At 61.4% G+C, this 20,869-nt stretch carries 18 protein-coding genes; all 18 read left to right on the top strand.

All coding sequences use genetic code 11. The annotated features are described in order from the left end of the window. The first annotated feature begins 24 nt into the window (after positions 1-24). The 18 genes from sdhD (at position 25) to FHT73_RS22310 (ending at position 20,798) form a co-directional block, all read left to right on the top strand. Entirely contained in the window at positions 25-405 is a 381-nt protein-coding gene (sdhD, locus tag FHT73_RS22395) for a succinate dehydrogenase, hydrophobic membrane anchor protein (RefSeq protein ID WP_112336360.1), read from the top strand. A gap of 7 nt (positions 406-412) precedes the next feature. Beyond that, positions 413-2,269 (top strand): succinate dehydrogenase flavoprotein subunit, encoded by a 1,857-nt coding sequence (gene sdhA / locus FHT73_RS22390; RefSeq protein ID WP_015341416.1) that lies wholly within the window; start codon positions 413-415, stop codon positions 2,267-2,269. 17 nt (positions 2,270-2,286) lie between these two features. Beyond that, the gene (locus FHT73_RS22385) at positions 2,287-3,066 is read left to right on the top strand and encodes a succinate dehydrogenase iron-sulfur subunit (RefSeq protein ID WP_015341415.1); all 780 of its coding nucleotides are present in this window, start codon (positions 2,287-2,289) and stop codon (positions 3,064-3,066) included. A gap of 337 nt (positions 3,067-3,403) precedes the next feature. Next, the gene (locus FHT73_RS22380) at positions 3,404-3,931 is read left to right on the top strand and encodes a protease inhibitor Inh/omp19 family protein (protein WP_015341413.1); all 528 of its coding nucleotides are present in this window, start codon (positions 3,404-3,406) and stop codon (positions 3,929-3,931) included. A 63-nt stretch (positions 3,932-3,994) separates the two neighbouring features. Further along, positions 3,995-5,158, top strand: a complete 1,164-nt coding sequence (zapE, locus tag FHT73_RS22375; RefSeq protein ID WP_183714935.1) for a cell division protein ZapE — start codon at positions 3,995-3,997, stop codon at positions 5,156-5,158. 179 nt (positions 5,159-5,337) lie between these two features. Next, positions 5,338-6,300 (top strand): malate dehydrogenase, encoded by a 963-nt coding sequence (gene mdh, locus FHT73_RS22370; RefSeq protein ID WP_015341411.1) that lies wholly within the window; start codon positions 5,338-5,340, stop codon positions 6,298-6,300. Between the two features lie 27 nt (positions 6,301-6,327). Continuing rightward, positions 6,328-7,521 (top strand): ADP-forming succinate--CoA ligase subunit beta, encoded by a 1,194-nt coding sequence (gene sucC / locus FHT73_RS22365; RefSeq protein WP_183714934.1) that lies wholly within the window; start codon positions 6,328-6,330, stop codon positions 7,519-7,521. Positions 7,522-7,526: 5 nt separating this feature from the next. Continuing rightward, positions 7,527-8,018, top strand: a complete 492-nt coding sequence (locus FHT73_RS22360) for a DUF1579 family protein (RefSeq protein ID WP_183714932.1) — start codon at positions 7,527-7,529, stop codon at positions 8,016-8,018. A 12-nt stretch (positions 8,019-8,030) separates the two neighbouring features. Next, positions 8,031-8,933 carry a succinate--CoA ligase subunit alpha gene (gene sucD, locus FHT73_RS22355; protein WP_068388874.1) on the top strand — a complete coding sequence of 301 codons (903 nt, stop codon included), beginning with the start codon at positions 8,031-8,033 and terminating at the stop codon, positions 8,931-8,933. Between the two features lie 174 nt (positions 8,934-9,107). Next, positions 9,108-12,092, top strand: a complete 2,985-nt coding sequence (locus tag FHT73_RS22350; protein ID WP_183714930.1) for a 2-oxoglutarate dehydrogenase E1 component — start codon at positions 9,108-9,110, stop codon at positions 12,090-12,092. Between the two features lie 11 nt (positions 12,093-12,103). Next, entirely contained in the window at positions 12,104-12,430 is a 327-nt protein-coding gene (locus tag FHT73_RS22345; RefSeq protein ID WP_183714928.1) for a YciI family protein, read from the top strand. 24 nt (positions 12,431-12,454) lie between these two features. Continuing rightward, positions 12,455-13,696 carry a 2-oxoglutarate dehydrogenase complex dihydrolipoyllysine-residue succinyltransferase gene (gene odhB / locus FHT73_RS22340; RefSeq protein ID WP_112400500.1) on the top strand — a complete coding sequence of 414 codons (1,242 nt, stop codon included), beginning with the start codon at positions 12,455-12,457 and terminating at the stop codon, positions 13,694-13,696. A gap of 15 nt (positions 13,697-13,711) precedes the next feature. Next, entirely contained in the window at positions 13,712-14,461 is a 750-nt protein-coding gene (locus FHT73_RS22335; protein WP_183714926.1) for a DUF4241 domain-containing protein, read from the top strand. Positions 14,462-14,478: 17 nt separating this feature from the next. Further along, on the top strand, positions 14,479-14,985 hold the full coding sequence (locus FHT73_RS22330; RefSeq protein WP_246712195.1) for a hypothetical protein: 507 nt from the start codon (positions 14,479-14,481) through the stop codon (positions 14,983-14,985). Further along, a complete protein-coding gene (locus FHT73_RS22325; protein WP_183714924.1) occupies positions 14,982-15,737 on the top strand; it encodes an SDR family oxidoreductase in 756 nt (251 codons plus the stop codon). Before FHT73_RS22330 ends, FHT73_RS22325 begins: the two co-directional genes overlap by 4 nt. A gap of 17 nt (positions 15,738-15,754) precedes the next feature. After that, positions 15,755-16,393 carry a LysE family transporter gene (locus FHT73_RS22320; protein ID WP_183714922.1) on the top strand — a complete coding sequence of 213 codons (639 nt, stop codon included), beginning with the start codon at positions 15,755-15,757 and terminating at the stop codon, positions 16,391-16,393. A 28-nt stretch (positions 16,394-16,421) separates the two neighbouring features. After that, positions 16,422-17,828: a dihydrolipoyl dehydrogenase gene (gene lpdA, locus FHT73_RS22315; RefSeq protein ID WP_183714920.1), complete on the top strand. Its 1,407-nt coding sequence runs from the start codon at positions 16,422-16,424 to the stop codon at positions 17,826-17,828. A 108-nt stretch (positions 17,829-17,936) separates the two neighbouring features. Then, on the top strand, positions 17,937-20,798 hold the full coding sequence (locus tag FHT73_RS22310) for an insulinase family protein (RefSeq protein ID WP_183714918.1): 2,862 nt from the start codon (positions 17,937-17,939) through the stop codon (positions 20,796-20,798). Positions 20,799-20,869: the final 71 nt, after the last annotated feature.

Below are 20,869 nucleotides of genomic sequence, written 5' to 3'. Positions count from 1 at the left end.
ATCATGCTTTAAAGGATATTTCTCATGGATATGCGCACTCCTCTGGGCAAAGTCCGCGGTCTCGGTTCCGCCAAGGAAGGCACCGATCATTTCTGGCGCCAGCGCCTGACCGCCGTTGCCAATGTTCCCCTCTTTCTCTTCTTCGTCATCTTCCTGATCATCTATGCCGGCGCGCCCTATGCGGAAGTCGTGCACGCGATCTCGAACCCGATCGTTGCCGTGATCTTCGGCCTGATGGTGATCTCCGGCGTCATTCACATGAAGCTCGGCATGCAGGTCATCATCGAGGACTATGTCCACGGCGAATTCGGCAAGATCGTTCTTCTCATGCTCAACACGTTCTTCGCGGTCGTCGTGGCGGGGCTCTGTCTCTTCGCCATTCTGAAGATCGCGTTCGTAGGATAATTGCATCATGGCACCGAACTCATCCGCTCAGAATGGGGCTGCCCAGAACGGGAAAGCCTATAAATACATCGATCACTCCTATGATGTGATCGTCGTCGGCGCCGGCGGCGCCGGCCTGCGCGCCACGCTCGGCATGGCCGAGCAGGGCTTCCGCACCGCCTGCATCACCAAGGTCTTCCCGACGCGCTCGCACACCGTCGCGGCGCAGGGCGGTATTGCCGCCTCGCTGCAGAACATGACGCCGGACAGCTGGCAGTGGCACCTCTACGACACCGTCAAGGGCTCGGACTGGCTCGGCGACGTCGACGCCATGCAGTATATGGTCATGGAGGCGCCGAAGGCCGTTTACGAGCTTGAGCATTACGGCGTGCCCTTTTCGCGCAACGAGGAAGGCAAGATCTACCAGCGCCCGTTCGGCGGCCACATGCAGAATTTCGGCGAGGGACCGCCGGTGCAGCGCACCTGTGCCGCCGCCGACCGTACGGGCCACGCCATCCTACATACGCTCTACGGCCAGTCGCTGCGCAATAACGCCGAATTCTTCATCGAGTATTTCGCGCTCGACCTTATCATGTCCGACGATGGCAGCCGCTGCACCGGCGTTGTCGCCTGGTGCCTGGATGACGGCACGATCCATCGCTTCGCCGCCAAGATGGTGGTGCTGGCGACCGGTGGCTACGGCCGCGCCTATTTCTCGGCGACATCTGCCCATACCTGCACCGGCGACGGCGGCGGCATGGTAGCCCGCGCCGGCCTGCCGTTGCAGGACATGGAATTCGTGCAGTTCCATCCGACCGGCATCTACGGTTCGGGATGTCTCATCACCGAAGGTGCGCGCGGCGAAGGCGGCTATCTTGTCAATTCCGAGGGCGAGCGTTTCATGGAGCGCTATGCTCCTTCGGCGAAGGACCTTGCTTCGCGTGACGTCGTCTCGCGCTGCATGACGCTTGAGATCCGTGAGGGTCGCGGCGTCGGCAAGAACAAGGATCACATCTTCCTGCATCTCGACCATCTCGATCCGGCCGTGCTGCATGAGCGCCTCCCGGGCATTTCCGAAAGTGCCCGCATCTTCGCCGGCGTCGATGTGACCCGTGACCCGATCCCCGTCCTGCCGACCGTTCACTACAACATGGGCGGGATTCCCACGAACTATTGGGGCGAAGTGCTGAATGCCGACAGCAACAATCCCGAGCGCGTGCTGCCGGGCCTGATGGCCGTCGGCGAAGCCGGCTGCGCGTCGGTGCATGGCGCCAACCGCCTCGGCTCGAATTCGCTGATCGACCTTGTGGTCTTCGGCCGCGCCGCCGCCATCCGCGCCGGCCAGGTCATCGACCGCGTCGGCCCGGTTCCTCCGGTCAATGTCGCGGCCTGCGACAAGATCATGGAGCGCTTCGATCGCCTGCGCCATGCCAGCGGCTCGACGCCGACGGCAGCGCTGCGCGAAAAAATGCAGCGCGCCATGCAGGAAGATGCGGCCGTGTTCCGCACCCAGGAATCGCTGGAATCCGGCTGCCGCCGTCTTTCGGAAATCTGGGGTGAAATGTCCGACATCAAGGTCACCGACCGTTCGCTGATCTGGAATTCCGATCTCGTCGAAACGCTGGAACTCCACAATCTGATGGCCAACGCCATCACGACGATCTACGGCGCCGAGGCCCGCAAGGAAAGCCGCGGCTCGCATGCTCGCGAAGACTATACCGAAGGTAAGTTCGCCGGCCGCGACGACGAAAACTGGCGCAAGCATACGCTTGCCTGGGTTAACGAGGCAGGCGACGTGAAGCTCGACTATCGTCCGGTTCACACCGACCTGATCGCCGAAGGCATCGATCCGCACAAGATCGAGCCGAAGGCACGCGTGTACTGATCTGAGAGGAACTGACCATGGTTGAACTCGCTCTCCCCAAGAACTCTCAGATGCGCGAAGGCAAGGTCTGGCCGAAGCCGGTCGGTGCCAAGAACACGCGCGAATTCCGCGTCTATCGCTGGAGCCCGGATGACGGCCAGAACCCGAGCATCGATACCTACTATATCGATATCGATGATTGCGGCCCGATGGTGCTCGATGGTCTGCTCTACATCAAGAACAACATCGACCCGACGCTGACATTGCGCCGCTCCTGCCGCGAAGGCATTTGCGGCTCCTGCGCGATGAACATCGACGGCACCAACACGCTCGCCTGCACCAAGGGTCTGGACGAGATCAAGGGCACGGTGAAGGTCTACCCACTGCCGCACATGCCCGTCGTCAAGGACCTCGTGCCGGATCTGACGAACTTTTACGCGCAGCATCGCTCGATCGAACCCTGGCTGAAGACGGTATCACCGCCGCCGGCCAAGGAATGGAAGCAGAGCCATGAGGACCGCCTGAAGCTCGACGGTCTTTACGAGTGCATCCTGTGCGCTTGCTGCTCGACCTCCTGTCCGAGCTACTGGTGGAATGGCGACCGTTACCTCGGTCCGGCCGTTCTGCTACAGGCCTATCGTTGGCTGATCGATTCCAGAGACGAAGCCAAGGGCGAGCGTCTCGACAATCTCGAGGATCCCTTCCGCCTCTATCGCTGCCATACGATCATGAACTGCGCCCAGACCTGCCCGAAGGGTCTGAACCCGGCCAAGGCGATCGCCGAAATCAAGAAGATGATGGTCGAGCGGCGGGTTTAAGCCGCCGCTTTCGGCCGTTTAACCGCAAAATCAAAATGCTTCGGCAAGCTCGCCGAAGCGCCCGCATGTCCTGCAGATGGTTCGCGATATGCTGCCGTTGCGAGGACATTCGAGCATAGGCGGGCCTCGGAGAAGCAACCGAATTGACCGCTCGCAGTCATTTTGGATGAGTTACGGCCGGTTAAGCCTTGAAACCACCCGATTCTTGTCCAGCTATCGCCTACGACAATTTGTAGCGGTATCGACTTGATTAACCAAAGTGAAATACGATAATTCGGACATCATTAAATATCACTTTGCCGATGTCAGCGGTGGACAATCATTTAGGAGTGTGATGATGCAGTTTAGATATGCAGTGACGGCTGCGGCGATTGGCCTGTCGCTTGCCGGTTGCCAGCGCACGGCATACAACAACGACAGTTATTCTTCTCCGCCGCCACTGCAGGCTCAGCCTGTTCCTTCCGTACAATCCAGCCAGCTTCCGCCCGCAGGCGCCGGCAACGGTTCGCAGTTCCCGGCCGCTCCTGCGAGCGCGCCGAATGCAGCCAATCCAGCACAGCAGCAGGCGATGGCGGCGTCCGCCATGGATGTCACGAAGGAATCGATGGTCGGCAGCTGGAAGGTCAGCAACGGCGGATCGAGCTGCGACATGTTCCTGACGCTGACGAACCTCGGCAGTGGCTCGCGCGGTGGCACGCGTGGTTGCGCTGGCGAGCTGACCTCGATGGGTTCGTGGGAGGTTTCCGGCAAGCAGGTCCTGTTGAAGAATCGTGACGGCTCGACGATCGGTACGGTCTACAAGACTGCCGCTTCGCGCTTTGACGGTTCGACCGCCTCCGGTCAACCGCTCAGCCTCAGCCGATAAGCTTATTTGAAAGGGGTGGCATCCTCTGGATGCGCCCCCATTTGCACAGGCGGATATTTCCCCATGCAGCCCATGCCAGATTACTCGATCAGCGTCTGCGAACAGCTGAAGGCGCTGACGGCGTCAGGATCCCTTCAGGTGGATTCGGCGCAGATGGATGTGGCGAAAAAGCTGGACCGCGTGCTTGCCGATCTCAAGCGGAAGCGGCCCGCGGCAAAGTCCAGCGCGCTGGGGTGGATGTTCGCCGCGCGCAAGAAATCGGCCGAGACCATCAAGGGCCTCTATATTCACGGCAGCGTCGGCCGCGGCAAGACCATGTTGATGGACATGTTCTTCGCAATGGCGCCCTGCCCGAAAAAGCGCCGGGCGCATTTTTTCGAGTTCATGAACGATGTGCACAACCGGATTGCGGCGCAGCGGCTGAAATTCAAGAACGGCGAGACAAAGCAGACCGACCCCATACCGCCAGTTGCCGCCGATCTCTACGCCGAAGCCGAATTGCTGTGCTTCGATGAATTCACGGTCACCGACATTGCCGACGCGATGATCCTCTCGCGGCTGTTTTCCGAGCTGTTTTCGCTCGGCTGCGTGCTGATCGCCACCTCGAATGTCGAGCCGGACAATCTCTATCGTGACGGGCTCAATCGTGGCCTTTTCCTGCCCTTCATCGATCTCTTGAAGAAGCATGTCGATATCGTGACGCTGGATTCGCCGACCGATTACCGCATGGAGAAGCTGAACAGCCAGCCGGTCTATCTCACTCCGCTCGACCAGCGCACCGACATGGCGATGGACGCCTCCTGGATGCAGGGGCTGCATGGACGCAAGGCACAGCCGACGGAGATCCCGATGAAGGGGCGCTCCATCCATGTCCCGCTCGCCGTCGATCGCATGGCGCGTTTTTCCTTCGCCGATCTTTGCGACGCGCCGCTCGGGCCTGCCGATTTCCTCGCCATCGCCGAGCGTTTCGATACGATCTTTCTCGATCACGTGCCGAAGCTTGGTCCGGACAAGCGGAACCAAACGAAGCGTTTCATCATTTTGATCGATACGCTCTACGATCATAATATTCGGCTTTACGTCTCCGCAGCCGCGATGCCGGAAGATCTGCTCGAGGAGCGCCGGGGCACCGAAGGCTTCGAATTCGACCGGACCGCATCCCGGCTTTTCGAGATGCGCAGCGCCGAATATCTCGCCCAGACTCCGGCAAGGCGCGCCGCCGAGTAACAAATCGGTGACGGATTGACTTACGTTTACGTAAGAATTTTTCGATCTAACCGATTGAAATTCCTGATCTCAAAATAATCAATTGCCAATTTCGGCCTTTGGGTCTATGCGAGTGGCGGCATGGGTGGATGCCTTGCAGGTGTCCCGCCACGGATTTTGATCGCAAAGGATACACCGAAATGGCGCGCAACAAGATCGCACTTATTGGTTCTGGCATGATTGGTGGCACGCTGGCGCATCTCGCCGGCCTGAAGGAACTGGGCGACATCGTCCTGTTCGACATCGCGGACGGCATTCCTCAGGGCAAGGGCCTCGATATTGCCCAGTCCTCTCCCGTCGAAGGCTTCGACGCCAACCTCACCGGCGCCAGCGACTATTCTGCGATCGAAGGCGCTGACGTCTGCATCGTCACCGCTGGCGTTCCCCGCAAGCCGGGCATGAGCCGCGACGATCTTCTCGGCATCAACCTCAAGGTCATGGAACAGGTCGGCGCCGGCATCAAGAAGTATGCTCCGAACGCTTTCGTGATCTGCATCACCAATCCGCTCGACGCCATGGTCTGGGCGCTGCAGAAGTTCTCGGGCCTGCCGACCAACAAGGTCGTCGGCATGGCCGGCGTGCTCGATAGCTCGCGCTTCCGCCTGTTCCTCGCCAAGGAATTCAACGTATCGGTCGAAGACGTCACGGCTTTCGTTCTCGGCGGTCACGGCGACTCGATGGTTCCGCTCGCCCGCTACTCCACCGTTGCCGGCATCCCGCTGACGGACCTCGTCACCATGGGCTGGCTCACTGCCGAGCGCCTCGAGGAAATCATCCAGCGCACCCGTGACGGTGGCGCCGAGATCGTTGGCCTGCTCAAGACCGGCTCTGCCTATTACGCCCCGGCTGCTTCCGCCATCGCGATGGCCGAATCCTACCTCAAGGACAAGAAGCGCGTCCTGCCCTGCGCCGCTCATCTCGACGGCCAGTACGGCGTCAAGGACATGTATGTCGGCGTTCCCACCGTCATCGGTGCCGGCGGCATCGAGCGCGTGATCGAGATCGACCTCAACAAGGCCGAAAAGGAAGCCTTCGACAAGTCGGTCGCAGCTGTTGCGGGTCTTTGCGAAGCCTGCGCCACGATCGCGCCGTCGCTGAAATAATCTAGCCGTTCCAACAGGGATAGACCCATGAACATTCACGAATACCAGGCCAAGGCGCTGTTGAAGAGCTATGGTGCACCCGTCGCGGACGGCGTTGCCATCTTCTCCGCCGATGAAGCCGCTGCCGCTGCCAAGCAGCTCCCAGGCCCGCTCTACGTCGTCAAGAGCCAGATCCATGCTGGCGGCCGCGGCAAGGGCAAGTTCAAGGAACTCGGCCCCGACGCCAAGGGTGGCGTTCGTCTCGCCAAGTCCATTGACGACGTCGTCGCCAACGCCAAGGACATGCTCGGCAACACGCTGGTGACCAAGCAGACCGGCCCGGCCGGCAAGCAGGTCAACCGCCTCTACATCGAAGACGGCGCGGACATCGACCGCGAACTCTACCTCTCGATCCTGGTCGACCGCTCCGTCGGCCGGGTCGCTTTCGTCGTTTCGACCGAAGGCGGCATGGACATCGAGACCGTTGCGCACGACACGCCGGAAAAGATCATCACCGTCGCCATCGACCCGTCGACGGGCGTGACGGCTGCCAATACGGTTGCTCTTTCCGACGCGCTGAAGCTCGAGGGTGCTGCCCGCGAAGATGCCGCCAAGCTCTTCCCGATCCTCTACAAGGCCTTCGTCGAGAAGGATATGGCGCTCCTCGAAGTCAACCCGCTGATCGTCATGACCAACGGCCGCCTGCGCGTTCTCGACGCCAAGGTTTCCTTCGACGGCAACGCTCTCTTCCGTCATGAAGACGTCCGCGCGCTCCGCGACACGTCGGAAGAAGACGAGAAGGAAATCCAGGCACACGAATACGATCTCGCCTATGTCGCCCTCGACGGCAACATCGGCTGCATGGTCAACGGCGCCGGCCTTGCCATGGCAACCATGGACATCATCAAGCTTTACGGCGCCGAGCCGGCGAACTTCCTCGATGTCGGCGGCGGCGCCACCAAGGAAAAGGTCACGGCCGCCTTCAAGATCATCACCGCCGATCCGGCCGTCCAGGGTATTCTGGTCAACATCTTCGGCGGCATCATGAAGTGCGACGTCATTGCCGAAGGCGTGCTCGCCGCCGTCAAGGAAGTCGGTCTGAAGGTTCCGCTCGTCGTTCGCCTCGAAGGCACGAATGTCGAGCTCGGCAAGAAGATCATCAACGAATCCGGTCTCAACGTCATCTCCGCGGATGACCTGGACGATGCCGCCCAGAAGATCGTGAAGGCAGTCAAGGGTTGATCGGGATGGCTGCTTCCTTCGCTCCAACGGCTGCTCATCTTCGCCTCGGTGCCTTTGCCGGCACCTGGGAAGGGGAAGAGCGTGTCGCGGCTTCGGCCTGGACGAAGGAAGGTACGGCAACCGCGCGCGTCACGGCTGAGTGTCTGTTCGGCGGATTTTTCGTCGAGCAGCGCTACGTGCAGACGCGGGACGGCAGCACGTCGTTCGAAGCCCGGAATATTCTCGGCTTCGACGCTGCTGACCAGTCATATAAGCTCTATCAGTTCGATACGGTGGGTTTCGTGCCCGCAGCGCCGGCTTCCGGCGAGTGGATCGACGACAAGCTTGTCCTGACGAAAGTCTCGCCGCGCGGTCAGCAACGCACTCTCTTCCAGTTCGAAAATGAAGACTGCTACCGCATGGGCGTCACGTTCTCGCCCGCCGGCAGCGATACATGGCAGGAGGTCGTCAGCGGCTTATATCGCCGCGTTGCCTCCGCGTCTTCCAACCTCTCGTAACAAAGGCCTCGCATGTCTATTCTCATCAACAAAGACACCAAGGTTCTGGTTCAGGGCCTGACCGGCAAAACCGGTACCTTCCACACCGAACAGGCGCTTGCCTATCACGGCACGAAGATGGTCGGCGGTATCCACCCTTCCAAGGGCGGTGAAACCTGGACCGGCAAGGACGGCGAAAAGCTGCCGATCTTCAAGTCCGTCGCCGAAGGCAAGGACGCGACCGGCGCCAATGCCTCGGTCATCTACGTACCGCCGGCAGGCGCTGCGGCTGCGATCCTCGAAGCGATCGAAGCCGAGATCCCGCTGATCGTCTGCATCACGGAAGGCATTCCGGTTGCCGACATGGTCAAGGTCAAGGACCGCCTGATCAAGTCGAAGTCGCGTCTGATCGGACCGAACTGCCCGGGCGTTCTCACCCCGAACGAATGCAAGATCGGCATCATGCCGGGCTCGATCTTCAAGAAGGGCTCCGTCGGCGTTCTCTCGCGTTCCGGCACGCTGACCTACGAGGCAGTGTTCCAGACCACGAACGAGGGTCTCGGCCAGACCACAGCTGTCGGCATCGGCGGCGACCCGGTCAAGGGCACCGAATTCATCGACATCCTGGAAATGTTCCTCGCCGACGACGAAACCAAGTCGATCATCATGATCGGCGAAATCGGCGGTTCGGCTGAAGAAGAAGCCGCGCAGTTCCTAAAGGACGAAGCCAAAAAGGGCCGCAAGAAGCCGATGGTCGGTTTCATCGCCGGCCGTACGGCACCTCCCGGCCGCACGATGGGCCATGCCGGCGCCGTGATTTCCGGCGGCAAGGGCGGCGCGGAAGACAAGATCGCAGCGATGGAAGCGGCAGGCATCCGCGTGTCGCCGTCGCCGGCGCGTCTCGGCAAGACGCTGGTGGAAGTCCTGAAGGGCTGAGCCTACCTATAGCAAGGCCGGACGGGGCGGCAGTCGCCTTGTCCCGTCCGGTTTCGACATTCGCAAGTGCATACTGCGGCCTTCATGGCTGTGAACGAAATACGGTCGCCGGGGACCCGAAAACCGGCAATGCAAACAAGTTGGGAGACGGGCGAGAGCGCCCGCAGATTCACCATGGCAAGGCAAGAAGCCAACGAGCAATTTCAGATCACCTCGTTCCTGGATGGCGCCAATGCTGCCTATATCGAGCAGCTCTACGCGCGCTACGAGGACGATCCTTCATCGGTATCCGACGAGTGGCGGTCGTTCTTCAAGGCGCTCGAGGATAGCCCCGACGATGTGAAGAAGGCGGCCAAGGGCGCCTCCTGGCAGCGCAAGAACTGGCCGATCCCGGCAAAGGGCGATCTGGTTTCCGCGCTCGATGGCGACTGGGGCGTTGTCGAAAAGGTCATCGAAACCAAGCTGAAGGCGAAGGCGGAAACCGCCGGTACGCCGGCGAGCGCAACCGACGTGCTGCAGGCGACGCGCGACAGCGTTCGCGCCATCATGATGATCCGCGCCTATCGCATGCGCGGCCATCTGCACGCGAAGCTGGATCCGCTCGGCATCGCCGCTCCGGTCGAAGATTACAAGGAGCTGTCGCCGGAAGCCTATGGCTTCACGGAGGCCGACTTCGACCGCAAGATCTTTATCGACAACGTGCTCGGCCTCGAATTCGCGACCATTCGCGAGATGATCGAGATCCTCGAGCGTACCTATTGCTCCACCCTCGGCGTCGAGTTCATGCATATCTCCAATCCGGAGGAGAAGGCTTGGATTCAGGAACGCATCGAAGGGCCGGACAAGGGCATTGCGTTCAATCCCGAGCGCAAGAAGGCTATCCTGCAGAAGATCATCGAAGCCGAAGGCTACGAGCAGTTCCTCGACGTCAAGTTCAAGGGCACCAAGCGTTTCGGCCTCGACGGCGGTGAATCGCTGATCCCCGCGCTTGAGCAGATCCTCAAGAGCGGCAGCCAGCTCGGTCTTCGCGAAGCCGTCTTCGGCATGGCTCACCGCGGCCGTCTGAACGTGCTGTCCCAGGTCATGGGCAAGCCGCATCGCGCCATATTCCACGAGTTCAAGGGCGGCTCCTATGCGCCGGACGAAGTCGAAGGTTCGGGCGACGTGAAGTACCATCTCGGCGCGTCCTCGGACCGCGATTTCGATGGTGCCAAGGTACACGTGTCGCTGACGGCGAACCCATCGCACCTTGAAATCGTCAACCCGGTCGTCATGGGCAAGGCTCGCGCCAAGCAGGACATGGGCGCCACCCAGTGGGATGGCGACATCATCCCGCTGTCTGAGCGTGCCAAGGTCGTGCCGCTGCTCATCCATGGTGACGCGGCTTTCGCCGGGCAGGGTGTCGTTGCTGAAATCCTCGGTCTCTCCGGTTTGCGCGGCCATCGCGTTGCCGGCACGATGCACGTCATCATCAACAACCAGATCGGTTTCACCACCAATCCGGCCTTCTCGCGCTCGTCGCCCTATCCGTCCGACGTCGCCAAGATGATCGAAGCGCCGATCTTCCACGTCAACGGCGACGATCCGGAAGCGGTTGTCTATGCCGCGAAGATCGCGACTGAATTCCGCATGAAGTTCCACAAGCCTGTTGTGGTCGACATGTTCTGCTATCGCCGTTACGGCCACAATGAAGGCGATGAGCCGTCCTTCACGCAGCCGAACATGTACAAGGTCATCCGCGCCCATAAGACGGTGCTGCAACTCTACTCGCAGCGGCTCATCAGCGAAGGTGTGCTGACCGAAGGCGAAGTCGAGAAGATGAAAGCCGACTGGCGTGCCCATCTCGAGCAGGAATTCGAGGCCGGCCAATCCTACAAGCCGAACAAGGCCGACTGGCTCGACGGCGAGTGGTCCGGCCTGCACACGGCCGACAATGCCGACGAGCAGCGCCGCGGCAAGACCGCCGTGCCGATGAAGTCGTTGAAGGAAATCGGCCGCAAGCTGTCGGAAATCCCGGCTGGCTTCCACGCGCACCGCACCATTCAGCGCTTCATGGAAAACCGCGCCAACATGGTGCAGACGGGCGAGGGCATCGATTGGGCCATGGCGGAAGCCCTGGCATTCGGTTCGCTCGTCGTCGAAGGCCACAAGATCCGCCTGTCCGGCCAGGATTGCGAACGCGGCACCTTCTCGCAGCGTCATTCGGTTCTCTACGATCAGGAGACCGAAGAGCGCTACATTCCGCTCGCCAATCTCTCGCCGACGCAGGCCCGCTACGAAGTCATCAACTCGATGCTCTCGGAAGAAGCGGTTCTCGGCTTCGAATATGGCTACTCGCTTGCCCGTCCGAACGCGCTGACCCTCTGGGAAGCCCAGTTCGGCGATTTCGCCAACGGCGCGCAGGTCATCTTCGATCAGTTCATCTCGTCGGGCGAACGCAAGTGGCTGCGCATGTCCGGTCTCGTTTGCCTGCTGCCGCATGGCTATGAAGGCCAGGGTCCGGAACACTCTTCGGCTCGTCTGGAACGTTATCTGCAGCTCTGCGCCGAGGATAACATGCAGGTCGCCAACGTTACGACGCCGGCGAACTACTTCCATATCCTGCGCCGGCAGCTGAAGCGCGACTTCCGCAAGCCGCTGATCCTGATGACGCCGAAGTCGCTGCTGCGCCATAAGCGTGCCGTGTCGACGCTTGCGGAAATGGCGGGCGAAAGCTCCTTCCACCGCCTGCTGTGGGACGATGCGGAAGTGATCAAGGATGGCCCGATCAAGCTGCAGAAGGACAACAAGATCCGTCGCGTCGTCATCTGCTCGGGCAAGGTCTACTACGATCTGCTGGAAGAGCGCGAGAAGCGCGGCATCGACGATATCTACCTGCTGCGTATCGAACAGCTCTATCCGTTCCCGGCCAAGGCGCTCATCAACGAGCTCAGCCGCTTCCGCAATGCGGAAATGGTCTGGTGCCAGGAAGAGCCGAAGAACATGGGCGCATGGTCCTTCATCGATCCCTATCTGGAATGGGTGCTTGCCCATATCGATGCCAAGTACCAGCGCGTTCGCTACACCGGCCGTCCGGCCGCCGCCTCCCCGGCGACGGGCCTGATGTCCAAGCATCTGTCGCAGCTTGCGGCGTTCCTCGAGGACGCGCTCGGCGGTTGAGGGGTTGCGCGATGGCCTATTTTCATCTGAAACTTGTGCCGCCGCGCCCCAGCTTCCCGCATGACGCCACGGAGGAGGAGATGGCCGCCATGCAGCAGCACGCCGCCTATTGGCGAGAACATGCGAATGCCGGGACGGCAATTGTCGTCGGCCCGGTCTTCGCGCCCGGTGCTGCTTTCGGCGTGGCTATCGTCGACGTCGAGCATGCCGATGCGGTCAAGTCGCTTGGTGATGCCGATCCCGTTCTTCTCGCCGGGCTCGGTTTCCGTATCGAAATCTCGCCGATGCCCTCACTCATTCTCCGGTCCTCTGTCGCCGGAATTCCATCCAACTCATAAAGACGAAAAATCAGGATTTGAACAATGGCTACTGAAATCCGCGTTCCTACCCTCGGCGAATCCGTCAGCGAGGCGACCGTCGGCACCTGGTTCAAGAAGGTCGGCGATGCCATCAAGGCCGATGAGCCGCTTCTCGAACTCGAAACCGACAAGGTGACGATCGAAGTTCCGGCGCCCTCCGCCGGTACGCTTTCCGAAATCGTTGCCCAGGCCGGCGAAACCGTAGGTCTCGGCGCGCTGCTCGGCCAGATCTCCGCCGGCAACGGCGCTGCAGCCGCTCCGGCACAGGCTGCTGCACCCGCCGCCGCTGCTCCGGCCCCTGCCGCTGCTGCACCGGTTGCCGCCCCCGCCGTTTCCGCTCCGGCCTCTTCCATGCCGCCGGCACCGGCTGCCGGTAAGCTGCTTGCTGAAAACAATCTCTCTGCCGATCAGGTCGAAGGCAGCGGCAAGCGCGGCCAGGTCCTGAAGGGCGATGTCATCGCTGCTGTCGCCAAGGCTGCTTCGGCTCCCGCCGCTGCACCGGCAGCACCCGTTGCCGCTCGCGCCCCGACCGCCGTCGAGGACGTCAGCCGCGAAGAGCGCGTCAAGATGACACGCCTGCGCCAGACGATCGCCAAGCGCCTCAAGGATGCACAGAATACCGCCGCCATGCTCACCACCTACAATGAGGTGGACATGAAGGCCGTCATGGACCTGCGCAACAAGTACAAGGACATCTTCGAGAAGAAGCATGGCGTGAAGCTCGGCTTCATGGGCTTCTTCACCAAGGCCGTCACCCACGCGCTGAAGGAATTGCCGGCTGTCAACGCCGAGATCGACGGCACCGACATCATCTACAAGAACTACTGCCACGTCGGCATGGCTGTCGGCACCGACAAGGGTCTTGTCGTTCCTGTGATCCGTGATGCCGACCAGATGTCGATCGCGGAAGTCGAGAAGGAACTTGGACGCCTGGCGAAGGCTGCCCGCGACGGCACATTGGCGATGGCCGATATGCAGGGCGGCACCTTCACCATTACCAATGGCGGCGTCTACGGTTCGCTGATGTCCTCGCCGATCCTCAATGCGCCGCAGTCGGGCATCCTCGGCATGCACAAGATCCAGGAGCGTCCCGTCGCCATCGGCGGCCAGGTCGTCATCCGCCCGATGATGTATCTGGCGCTCTCCTACGATCACCGCATCGTCGACGGCAAGGAAGCGGTGACCTTCCTCGTGCGTGTCAAGGAAAGCCTGGAAGATCCGGAACGTCTCGTTCTCGATCTCTAAGGGGAGCGTTGGATCATGTCGACATGGCCCATGCGGACGCTGCGCGGATTGTTGTGCGCCGTCGCCGCATGGGTGCCATCCTCCGCCGGCGCGGGCGAACTCGACATTTCCAAGTTCAGCAGCAATCTCGATCTGGCGTCGCTTGTCGACGCCGATCTTGCCGCCCGCTCGATCAAGGTCCTGCGCATCGGCAAGGTGGAGCTAACCTCCGGGCGCATCGTCGCAAGCGACCCGCTCGTCGGGCCTGACCGCGCGGCATTTACTCGCACGGTTTCTCCCGGCGACTATCCCGTCACCTTATATCAAGCCTTCGGCCGCATCGCTGCGGCCAGCATGCGTTTTGCCGAGGGCAAGCCGATGCGCTGGGAGCTGGCCGTGGTCCCGGGCCAGGATATCAATTCGCTGAAGAATGATGAATTCTTCGGGTATCCGGTCGATGCCGGTCTTGGCTGCTACATGGATGCCGAGACCTACGCGCTGATCCAGGAGCGCGAAAAACAGGTCCAGGCGGAGAAGGCGACGTCGGATATCAATTATTACGATGATGTTCTGGCATCCGAGCTGCAGCCCAATAAGGACGATTACGCCATGCACCGACCGATATCGGGCAAGCGCGGCAACGTCGCCATCTTCTCGAGCGGCTGGGGCGATGGCTTCTATCCGGTGTTCTGGGGGCTGGATGCCGCCGGCAAGCCGCTGGTTCTGTTCACCGATTTCGGCGTCATGGAAAATGCCGACGGCCGGCGCGAGCCGGGAGGGCAATGATGATGCCGGCTCGGACCATGATGACAAAACTGGCTTCGATGCCCTTGGTAACGTTCGCTTGGGCGGTCGCTCCCGTCGCTGCGCAGGCGGAAGAGTGCGTGCAGGAAAAGGCTGTCTATGTCGATATGGACAATGCCTATGAGCTGCGCTTCGAACCCATGGAAACGGAGTCGTCCGTCAGCAACAGGTTCAAGCTCACAGTGCGCAACACCAATATCGTGGCCGATGGGATCGTGATGCGCACGGACGACCATCTGCGCGCCGATGGACGGATCATGTTCGAATGCCCTGAAGGGGATGTAACCGGGGCCGATCTCAGAGCCTGCACTGTGTGGCAGGGCATGGTCTATGCCTCGGATCTGAAAGGCCATATCCGTTCGCTGCCGGCGGAAGGCGAGAGTGCTGCGGATCGGCTTTTCCTGCCCGCGCTCGGCCCCTCGATCCAGAAGTCTTCTCTTTGGGGCAAAGGCAAAGCGACCGTCGCGCCCTGGGATGTCCTTAGTCTGAAAGGATGCAATCAATGACCGATGATGCGCCTGTTCTCCTTGTAACCGGCGGTAGCCGCGGCATTGGCGCCGCGATTTGCCTGGCCGCCGCCCAGCATGGCTGGGCCGTAGCGGTCAATTATGCGTCCAACAAGGATGCGGCCGAGGCTGTGGTGGGGACGATCGTTGACGCCGGCGGCGAGGCGATCGCGATTGCCGGGGATGTCGGCAAGCCCAAGGATATCAAAGCCATCTTCGCCAAGGTCGATGCTCATTTCGGCCGTATCGACGGGCTCGTCAATAATGCCGGCATTGTCGATAGTGTGCAGCGTGTCGATGAAATGACACCGGAGCGGCTCGATCGTATGTTCCGCATCAACGTGACCGGTTCGATCCTTTGCGCCGGTGAGGCCGTGCTTCGCATGTCGACGCGGCATGGCGGCAAGGGCGGTGTGATCGTCAATGTATCATCCATGGCTGCGATCCTTGGCTCCGCCGGTCAATATGTCGACTATGCCGCATCCAAGGCTGCGATCGATACCTTCACGCTCGGTTTGGCGCGCGAAGTCGCGACCGAGGGCATCCGCGTGAATGCGGTGCGCCCAGGCATCATCGATACCGATATTCATGCGTCCGGCGGGCTACCCGACCGGGCGCGCGACATGAGCCCCCTTATTCCAATGCAGCGGCCCGGTACGGCGGACGAAGTAGCGGATGCCGTCCTCTATCTTCTGAGCCCGCACGCATCCTATATAACGGGCTCCATCCTCAATGTCAGCGGCGGTCGCTGATCGGAAAGGGTCGATAGATGCAATATATTCTCGAATTCCTCGGCCTGATGGCGGTGTTCTCGATCTTTATCGTCGTGCCCGGCGCCGATTTCGCCGTGATCCTGCGCCAGAGCATCGTGCATGGCCGCCGCGCCGCCATGATGACCGGGCTCGGCATGGGCTTCTCGCTGCTCTTTCACATCAGCTACACCATTCTCGGCCTCGGGCTGATCGTCTCGCAGTCGCTTGTCTTGTTCAGCATGATCAAATGGGCCGGCGTTCTCTATCTCGTCTATCTCGGTGTCAAGTCCTTCCGTCAGGCAGGCTTCCAGGTGAAGGATGTCGAGATCACCGAGGAAGACCGCAAGCCGGTTTCCGTGTGGCGCTGCCTGGCGACGGGCTTCGTCACCAATGCGCTCAACCCGAAGCCGGTGCTGTTCTTTCTGTCGCTGTTTTCGACGCTCGTTCATCACGATACGCCGGCGCTCATCCAGTTCAGCTACGGCATCGGCATGGCGACGGCGCTTGTCGCCTGGTTTGCCGGCGTCTCCACCTTCTTCACCGTCAAGCCGGTGCGCGATCGTTTCATCGCATCAGGCAAATGGTTCAACCGCATCACCGGAGCGGCGCTCGTCGGCTTCGGCATCCGCCTCGCCTTGGCGCGGGCGGCCGACTAAAACAGATACAAAACAAGGAAATTAAAACATGTCCTACGATGTAATCATTATCGGAACCGGCCCCGGCGGCTATGTCTGCGCAGTCAAGGCAGCGCAGCTCGGCCTGAAGGTCGCAGTCGTCGAAAAGCGCGCGACCTATGGCGGCACCTGCCTCAACGTCGGCTGCATCCCGTCCAAGGCGCTGCTGCACGCTTCCGAAGTGTTCCATCATGCCGGCCATGGCATGGATGCGCTTGGCGTCGAAGTCGCCGCACCGAAGCTCAATCTTGAAAAGATGCTGGCGCACAAGGATGCGACGGTTAAGTCGAACGTCGACGGCGTCGCTTTCCTCTTCAAGAAGAACAAGATCGATGCCTTCCAGGGCACCGGCAAGATCGTTTCGGCCGGCAAGGTTTCGGTTACGGGCGATGATGGCAAGGTCACCGAGATCGAAGGCAAGAACATCGTCATTGCTACCGGTTCGGACGTTGCCGGCATCCCGGGCGTGCCGCTCGAGATCGATGAGAAGGTCATCATCTCCTCGACCGGCGGCATCGCGCTCGACAAGGTGCCGGGCAAGATGATCGTGGTCGGCGGCGGCGTCATCGGCCTCGAGCTCGGCTCGGTCTGGTCGCGCCTCGGCGCCAAGGTCACCGTCGTCGAATATCTCGACACCATCCTCGGCGGCATGGACGGCGAAGTCTCCAAGCAGTTCCAGCGTATGCTCGCCAAGCAGGGCATCGAATTCCATCTCGGCGCCAAGGTTGTCGGCGTCGAAAAGTCCGGCAATGGCGCGAAGGTTACCTTCGAGCCGGTCAAGGGCGGCGACAAGGTCGTGCTCGATGCCGATGTCGTTCTCGTTGCCACGGGCCGCAAGCCGTACACGGCAGGCCTCGGCCTCGAAGAAGCTGGCGTTACGCTTGACAATCGCGGCCGCGTCGAGATCGATGGCCACTTCAAGACCAATGTCGCCGGCATCTATGCCATCGGTGACGTGGTGAAAGGGCCGATGCTGGCACACAAGGCGGAAGACGAGGGCGTAGCGCTTGCCGAGATCCTCGCGGGCCAGGCTGGTCACGTCAATTACGATGTCATTCCAAGCGTCGTCTATACGCAGCCGGAAGTCGCCTCCGTTGGCAGGACTGAGGAAGAGCTGAAGGCCGCAGGCATCGCCTATAAGGTCGGCAAGTTCCCGTTCTCCGCCAACGGCCGCGCCCGCGCCATGCTGGCAACGGACGGTTTCGTGAAGATCCTCGCCGACAAGGAAACGGACCGCGTTCTCGGCGGCCATATCGTCGGCTTCGGCGCCGGCGAGATGATCCACGAGATTGCCGTGCTGATGGAATTCGGCGGTTCGTCGGAAGATCTCGGCCGCACCTGCCACGCACATCCCACGATGTCGGAAGCCGTCAAGGAAGCAGCGCTCGCGACCTTCTTCAAGCCGATCCACATGTAAGATCGGGTCATCCCGGCGAGACAAGCGCCGGGATTGCAATGCTTGCCTGATGATGCGATGTACCTCCGTGCATCGCATCGTCCGATCGTTCTCACCAACAAAGCAAGCATGTCACGTCAAAACCCAGCCGGTCGTCTATCCCTGAAACTTTTCGTTGCGACAGCGCTCGCGCTCCTCGTTATCGTTGCGGCTCCGGCCCATGCGGAAACGCCTGTCGCCAGCTGGCCGCAGGCGGCAAGCGACCTGCCGGTGGAGCAGGGAATCCGCTTTGGGACCCTGCCGAACGGTATGCGCTATGCCGTCATGCACAATGCGACCCCGGCCGGGCAGGTGGCGATCCGCTTCCGTATCGGTGCCGGCTCGTTGCAGGAGCGTGATGACCAGCAAGGTCTGGCGCATTTCCTCGAGCACATGGCCTTCAAGGGCTCAACCCATGTGCCGGAAGGCGAGATGGTGCGCACCCTTCAGCGTCTTGGCCTGGCTTTCGGCGCGGATACCAATGCGTCCACGAGCTACAGCGAAACTGTTTATGCGCTGGACCTGCCGGAAGCCAAACCGGAGACGGTTTCGACCGGCCTGATGCTGATGCGCGAGACGGCGAGCGAGCTGACGCTCGATGCCGGCGCCTTCGACCGCGAGCGCGGCGTCATCCTTTCGGAAGAGAAACTGCGCGACACGCCGCAATATCGTGGCGGGACTGGTCTCCTCGCTCAACTGCTGCCAGGGCAGCGCGTGCCGCAGCGCCCGCCGATCGGCAAGACCGATATCATCAGCAACGCTCCGGTCGATCTGCTGCGGGACTTCTATCGCACCTATTATCGCCCCGATCGCGCCAGCCTGATCGTCGTCGGCGATATCGATGCAGCCGCCATCGAAGCCGATATCCGCACGCGCTTCGGCAATTGGACCGCCGCCGCACCTGCACCCGTCGACCCTAATCTCGGCATCCTCCAAAGCCATGGAGCGCGCGTCGGTACGGTCGTCGTGCCCGGCGGTGCGACGCGCGTGCAGCTTGCCTGGACGCGCGCTTACGACGCTTCGCCCGACTTGGTGGCCAAGCGCCGCGTGCAGCTGGTCGAGGATATCGGCCTGGCCGTTCTCAACCGGCGCCTGTCCGTTCTGGCGCAGCAGCCCAATCCGCCCTTCGTCAGCGCGCAGGCCGGTGCGCAGGATCTGCTGAAATCAGCCCATGTCGCGATGATTGCCGCCGATAGCGATCCTGCGAAGTGGCAGGCCGCCCTGGCGGCCATCGATCAGGAACAACGCCGCATAGCGCAGTTTGGTGCCGACCAAAGCGAGATCGACCGCGAAATTGCCGAGTATCGCTCCACGCTCCAGGCTGCCGCGAACGGAGCTGGGACGCGCGCGAGCCCGGATATTGCCGGTTCGCTCAGCTGGAGCGTCGGTGAAAACATGGTCTTCACCTCGCCTGCGGACGATCTTGCGCTATTTGATGCCGCGATGAAAGACCTGCGTGCAGAGGAGGTCAACCAGGCCCTTCAGCGCGTCTTTGCCGGCAATGGTCCGCAGCTGGTGCTGCAGATCCCGCAAATGCCCGAGGGTGGCGATGCCGCTGTCGAGAAGGCCTATGCCGATTCACGCGCCGTGGCGGTAAAGGCGCCGGAACAGACGGCTTCGGTCGCATGGCCCTACACCGATTTCGGCAAGCCGGGCGATGTCGTCGAACGCCGGACGGTCGATGATCTCGGCGTGACCATGGTGCGTTTCGCCAATGGCGTTCGCCTGACCGTCAAGCCGACGAAGTATCGGGCCGACGAGGTTTTGGTGCGTGCCGAAGTCGGCCACGGTCGGCTGGATCTGCCCAATGATCGCGCGCTGCCGATCTGGGCGGCGCCGGCGCTGCCGCTATCCGGCCTGAAAGCCATCAGCTATGACGATCTCCAGAAGGCCTTTGCCGCGAAGGTCGTGAGCATCGATTTCGCCATTCAGGATGCCGCCTTCAAGTTCGAAGGCGCCACGCAGCCGCGCGACCTGCAGACGCAATTGCAGCTGCTGACCGCCTATGTCTCCGATCCGGCCTATCGCCCCGATGTCTTCAAACGCGTCCAGCAAGCCTATCTGAACATGCTTCCCCAGCTTCAGGCGACGCCGGGCAGTGTGGTCGGTCGCGATCTTTCCGGCCTCTTGCATTCCGGTGATCCGCGCTGGACGTTCCCGGACCGGACACAACTGACGGATACCAAGCCGGAAGATTTCGAAGGCCTCCTGCAGCCCGCTCTTTCGAAGGGTCCGGTCGAAGTCATCATCGCCGGCGACGTCGAGGTCGATGTCGCCATTCGCTTGACGGCGCAAACTTTCGGCGCCTTGCCGGTTCGCAGCGACGGAGAGAAACTGAGCAACGGTTCCGGTGTGCATTTTCCCGCGCCTACGATCGATCCGGTCGTTCGGCTTCATGACGGGCGCAGCGACAGCGCCGGCGCCGGCGTCGCCATGCCGATCGGCGATTTCCTTTCCGATCTGCCGCGAGCGGCCGCTGCCAATGTCGCCGGCACGATCCTGCAGAACCGTGTGGTCGACCAGTTCCGCATCGCCGAGGGCGCTACCTACAGCCCTCAGGGCGAAGTCGACCTATCAAGATCGATCCCTGGCTATGGTTTTGCCTATCTTTATGTCGAGACCACGCCCGCCAAGGTGGATCATTTCTTCGAGCTGGTGGACAAGATAGCCGCCGATCTCGGTCATGGAGACGTTTCGCCCGATGAACTGACGCGGGCCAAGGTTCCGATCATCGAAGCGGTCAAGCGTTCGCAGCAGACCAACGGCTATTGGGTCCAGAATCTTCGCGATGCCCAGACCGATCTCCGGCGCCTCGACCGTATTCGCAGGAGCATCAGCGGCTACGAGGCCGTGACCGCCGAGGATGTCCGCGCCATCGCAACGGCCTATCTGAAGCCGGGCACATCCTGGCGGCTGAAGATATTGCCGGCGGATGGATCGGCCGTGCGTTAGTCCATTATCTGCCGGCCAAATTGCCGCAGCCGGCATTTGTCGATCGGGTAGCATCGCAACGTGTGATAGGC

Source organism: Rhizobium sp. BK098 (assembly GCF_014193155.1).
GTDB lineage: Bacteria > Pseudomonadota > Alphaproteobacteria > Rhizobiales > Rhizobiaceae > Rhizobium.
This window is presented reverse-complemented; position numbering and strand designations above follow the sequence as displayed.

Bases quoted from the DNA above. Each gene is read 5' to 3' on its own strand.
- sdhD (WP_112336360.1), top strand. From the start codon at position 25: ATGGATATGCGCACTCCTCTGGGCAAAGTCCGCGGTCTCGGTTCCGCC.
- sdhA (WP_015341416.1), top strand. From the start codon at position 413: ATGGCACCGAACTCATCCGCTCAGAATGGGGCTGCCCAGAACGGGAAA.
- FHT73_RS22385 (WP_015341415.1), top strand. From the start codon at position 2,287: ATGGTTGAACTCGCTCTCCCCAAGAACTCTCAGATGCGCGAAGGCAAG.
- FHT73_RS22380 (WP_015341413.1), top strand. From the start codon at position 3,404: ATGCAGTTTAGATATGCAGTGACGGCTGCGGCGATTGGCCTGTCGCTT.
- zapE (WP_183714935.1), top strand. From the start codon at position 3,995: ATGCAGCCCATGCCAGATTACTCGATCAGCGTCTGCGAACAGCTGAAG.
- mdh (WP_015341411.1), top strand. From the start codon at position 5,338: ATGGCGCGCAACAAGATCGCACTTATTGGTTCTGGCATGATTGGTGGC.
- sucC (WP_183714934.1), top strand. From the start codon at position 6,328: ATGAACATTCACGAATACCAGGCCAAGGCGCTGTTGAAGAGCTATGGT.
- FHT73_RS22360 (WP_183714932.1), top strand. From the start codon at position 7,527: ATGGCTGCTTCCTTCGCTCCAACGGCTGCTCATCTTCGCCTCGGTGCC.
- sucD (WP_068388874.1), top strand. From the start codon at position 8,031: ATGTCTATTCTCATCAACAAAGACACCAAGGTTCTGGTTCAGGGCCTG.
- FHT73_RS22350 (WP_183714930.1), top strand. From the start codon at position 9,108: ATGGCAAGGCAAGAAGCCAACGAGCAATTTCAGATCACCTCGTTCCTG.
- FHT73_RS22345 (WP_183714928.1), top strand. From the start codon at position 12,104: ATGGCCTATTTTCATCTGAAACTTGTGCCGCCGCGCCCCAGCTTCCCG.
- odhB (WP_112400500.1), top strand. From the start codon at position 12,455: ATGGCTACTGAAATCCGCGTTCCTACCCTCGGCGAATCCGTCAGCGAG.
- FHT73_RS22335 (WP_183714926.1), top strand. From the start codon at position 13,712: ATGTCGACATGGCCCATGCGGACGCTGCGCGGATTGTTGTGCGCCGTC.
- FHT73_RS22330 (WP_246712195.1), top strand. From the start codon at position 14,479: ATGATGACAAAACTGGCTTCGATGCCCTTGGTAACGTTCGCTTGGGCG.
- FHT73_RS22325 (WP_183714924.1), top strand. From the start codon at position 14,982: ATGACCGATGATGCGCCTGTTCTCCTTGTAACCGGCGGTAGCCGCGGC.
- FHT73_RS22320 (WP_183714922.1), top strand. From the start codon at position 15,755: ATGCAATATATTCTCGAATTCCTCGGCCTGATGGCGGTGTTCTCGATC.
- lpdA (WP_183714920.1), top strand. From the start codon at position 16,422: ATGTCCTACGATGTAATCATTATCGGAACCGGCCCCGGCGGCTATGTC.
- FHT73_RS22310 (WP_183714918.1), top strand. From the start codon at position 17,937: ATGTCACGTCAAAACCCAGCCGGTCGTCTATCCCTGAAACTTTTCGTT.